Raw genomic sequence first — 3,326 nt, forward strand, 5'->3', positions numbered from 1 at the left:
GAGAGTAACTATGTCTCGTCGATTACCCCCATTAAACTCGCTAAGAGTGTTTGAAGCCGCGGCTCGACACTTGAGTTTTACGCGTGCCGCAGAAGAGTTGTTTGTTACTCAAGCCGCGGTCAGTCATCAGATCAAAGCGCTTGAAGAATTCTTATCTTTGAAGCTGTTTCGTCGAAGAAACCGCTCTTTGCTGCTGACTGAAGAAGGTCAAAGCTACTTCTTGGATATCAAAGATATTTTCACATCACTGGCAGAAGCGACAGACAAAGTGCTTGAGCGAAGTGAGAAGGGCGCATTGACCATCAGTTTGCCGCCGAGTTTTGCTATTCAATGGTTGGTACCAAGGCTCGCTGACTTTAATCAGCAAGAACCTGATATTGATGTAAGAATCAAAGCCGTTGATATGGATGAAGGCTCGTTGACCGATGATGTAGACGTGGCTATTTACTATGGCCGAGGGAATTGGTCGGGGCTCAGAGCCGATAAACTTTACCAAGAATACTTAATTCCTCTTTGCTCACCTTCCGTGCTGCTAGGAGCTAAACCTTTAGAATCTCTCAGTGATTTGGCATGTCATACGCTACTGCATGATACATCTCGAAAGGATTGGAAACAGTTTGCTAAGCAAAATGGTATTGATGGGGTAAACGTTAATCATGGCCCTATCTTCAGTCATTCAACCATGGTATTGCAGGCGGCCGCTCACGGGCAAGGTATTGCTTTGGGTAATAATGTGTTGGCGCAACCTGAAATCGAAGCAGGTCGTTTGATTGCCCCTTTTGATGAAGTGTTGGTAAGTAAGAACGCCTTCTATGTAGTGTGTCATGAGAAACAAGCTGACATGGGGCGTATTGCGACTTTCCGTGATTGGATGTTGGCGAAAGCGCAAAGTGAACAAGAGGACTTACTTGATGAATAACCTCATCATTGATGGTGAAGACAACCCAATAACCTTTATCTTTGCACATGGTGCTGGCGCAGGTATGGATCATGAGTTCATGCAGTCGGTAGCAAAAGGGTTGGCGTTTAAAGGGATACGAGTGATTCGTTTTAATTTCCCTTACATGATCAAACGTGCTGAAGATGGTAAGCGTCGTCCACCTGATCGAGCCCCTAAACTGCTCGAAGCTTACCAAGATATTATCGGACAGGTAGATGCCGATAAGCTTGTGATTGGCGGTAAGTCGATGGGAGGACGTATGGCGAGCCATTTGTCTGAAGTTGATAAGGTGGCTGCAATGGCCTGTTTAGGCTTTCCTTTCCATCCGCCAGGCAAACCAGAGAAATACAAAGGTGAGCACTTGGCTGAGTTAGCAAAGCCGTGTCTTATTCTACAAGGTGAGCGCGATACCTTTGGTAAGCGAGAAGAGTTTGCTGATTTCGACCTGTCGGATTCGATTCGTGTTGAGTTTATTCCTGATGGCGATCACAGCTTTAAGCCTCGTAAGAGCTCTGGCTACACCGAACAGCAGAACATAGCGTTAACCGTTGAGAAACTATCGGCGTTTATCAAAGAGGTGCTTAATGAGAAGTAAGTATTTACTCACTTTTGCAGGTATCTCTGGCGCAATAGCCGTAATGCTAGGTGCCTTCGCCGCTCACGGGTTAAAAGCTGTCTTGCCAGAGTATCTGCTAGGCGTGTTTGAGACAGGTGTTCAGTACCAGTTTATCCATACACTAGCAATATTGGCGTGTGGTGCACTGCTGCAGATGAAACTTGGCGCTAAATCACAAAAATATTTTTTCATTGCGGCAATTTGCTTTATCATCGGCATCCTTTGTTTTAGTGGCAGCCTTTATGGCTTAGCACTGACAGGAATAAAATGGTTTGGCCCTATAACACCGTTTGGTGGTCTACTATTTATCATTGGTTGGGGAGTCTTCTCCTTCGCTGCTTTGAATATAAAAGAGGTAACTCAGTGAAACACGTACTACTTTATTGTCGCTCTGGTTTTGAAAAAGAATGTGCTGGCGAAATTCAAGACAAGGCAACACAACTGGAAGTGTTTGGTTTTCCTCGCTTAAAGAACAATACAGGCTTTGTATTGTTTGAATGTTATCAAGCAGGCGAAGCCGATAAACTGGTAAAAGAGATCGACTTCCAATCGTTGATCTTTGCTCGTCAAATGATCGCGGTAGCGGTTGAAATCAAAGATCTGCCGACTGATGATCGTATTTCTCCAATTCTTGAGGCGCTTTCTGAGAAAGAAGGTTTCCCACGTTGTGGCGATATCCGTATTGAAACACCTGACACCAATGAAGCGAAAGAGCTTTTGAAGTTCTGCCGTAAGTTTACTGTGCCAATGCGTCAAGCAATGCGCGGTAAAGGGCTGATGACAGCGAAAGACAATGTTAAGAAGCCTGTGCTTCACTTATGTTTTATCGCGCCGGGTCACTGTTTTGTTGGTTACTCTTACCCAACCAACAACTCGCAGTTCTTCATGGGTATTCCTCGTTTGAAGTTCCCATCAGATGCACCAAGTCGTTCTACATTGAAGCTAGAAGAAGCATTCCACGTATTCATCCCTCGTGATGAGTGGGACGAACGTCTGGCTCCGGGTATGTGGGGCGTAGATTTAGGCGCGTGTCCAGGTGGTTGGACTTACCAATTGGTTAAGCGCTCTATGTTTGTTCACTGTGTTGATAACGGCATGATGGCAGATAGCCTAATGGAAACGGGTCAAATTAAGCACCACATGGTGGATGGTTTTAAATTCGAACCTGACCGTAAGAACGTCACTTGGATTATCTGTGACATGGTTGAGAAGCCAGCTCGTGTTGCACACCTTATGGGTGAGTGGATCATCAAAGGCTGGGCGAAAGAAGCACTGTTCAACCTTAAACTGCCAATGAAAGGCCGTTACGATGAAGTTCTGCAGGATATCGAAAACCTAAAGCAGTTCCTGATTGATAACAAAGTGAAGTTCAAGATGCAGGCGAAGCACCTTTACCACGATCGCGAAGAGATCACGGTTCATATTCAGTCGCTTTCGAATATCTCACCGTACTAATATTTACGTTAGTGTGTCAGTGATAAAGAAAATGCTCCTTTAAGGGGCATTTTTTATATCTGAAGTTTGTTTATGAGTTTGATTATCGCTTCGTATGGGTAGTTTAGAAAGGTTGGTCTATATGCGTTTTTTAGTCATATTTAAGTGTAAATGTGACTAATTCAACTTGGTTGATAGTCGTCGAATTGTCGACTATTAGTGTCGATATGAGACAAAAAAGCCGTAAGCTATCGATACTTACGGCTACCTAGTTCAGCGATGAAACGAAGAAGGGTTTATTTAAAATTCAGCAGTAAATTACAGCAAGAACATCCT

Annotated in this window: 4 protein-coding genes; all 4 read left to right on the forward strand. The window is 44.3% G+C overall.

The window, feature by feature from the left end:
• The first annotated feature begins 10 nt into the window (after positions 1 to 10).
• Genes AB4653_RS18605 through rlmM form a run of 4 tightly spaced genes read left to right on the forward strand, consistent with a single transcriptional unit; the run spans position 11 to position 3,011 of the window.
• Positions 11 to 919 (forward strand): transcriptional regulator GcvA, encoded by a 909-nt coding sequence (locus tag AB4653_RS18605; RefSeq protein ID WP_017063339.1) that lies wholly within the window; start codon positions 11 to 13, stop codon positions 917 to 919.
• Positions 912 to 1,535, forward strand: a complete 624-nt coding sequence (locus AB4653_RS18610) for an alpha/beta fold hydrolase (protein ID WP_017069501.1) — start codon at positions 912 to 914, stop codon at positions 1,533 to 1,535. Before AB4653_RS18605 ends, AB4653_RS18610 begins: the two co-directional genes overlap by 8 nt.
• Positions 1,525 to 1,923, forward strand: coding sequence for a DUF423 domain-containing protein (locus AB4653_RS18615; protein ID WP_017069500.1), 399 nt, complete (start codon positions 1,525 to 1,527; stop codon positions 1,921 to 1,923). Before AB4653_RS18610 ends, AB4653_RS18615 begins: the two co-directional genes overlap by 11 nt.
• On the forward strand, positions 1,920 to 3,011 hold the full coding sequence (gene rlmM / locus AB4653_RS18620) for a 23S rRNA (cytidine(2498)-2'-O)-methyltransferase RlmM (RefSeq protein WP_029223102.1): 1,092 nt from the start codon (positions 1,920 to 1,922) through the stop codon (positions 3,009 to 3,011). The genes AB4653_RS18615 and rlmM overlap by 4 nt, the downstream gene beginning before the upstream one ends.
• Positions 3,012 to 3,326 lie beyond the last annotated feature (315 nt).

It is taken from the genome of Vibrio sp. 10N.222.48.A3 (genome assembly GCF_041475345.1).
In the GTDB taxonomy this organism is placed as follows: Bacteria; Pseudomonadota; Gammaproteobacteria; order Enterobacterales; family Vibrionaceae; genus Vibrio; species Vibrio tasmaniensis_A.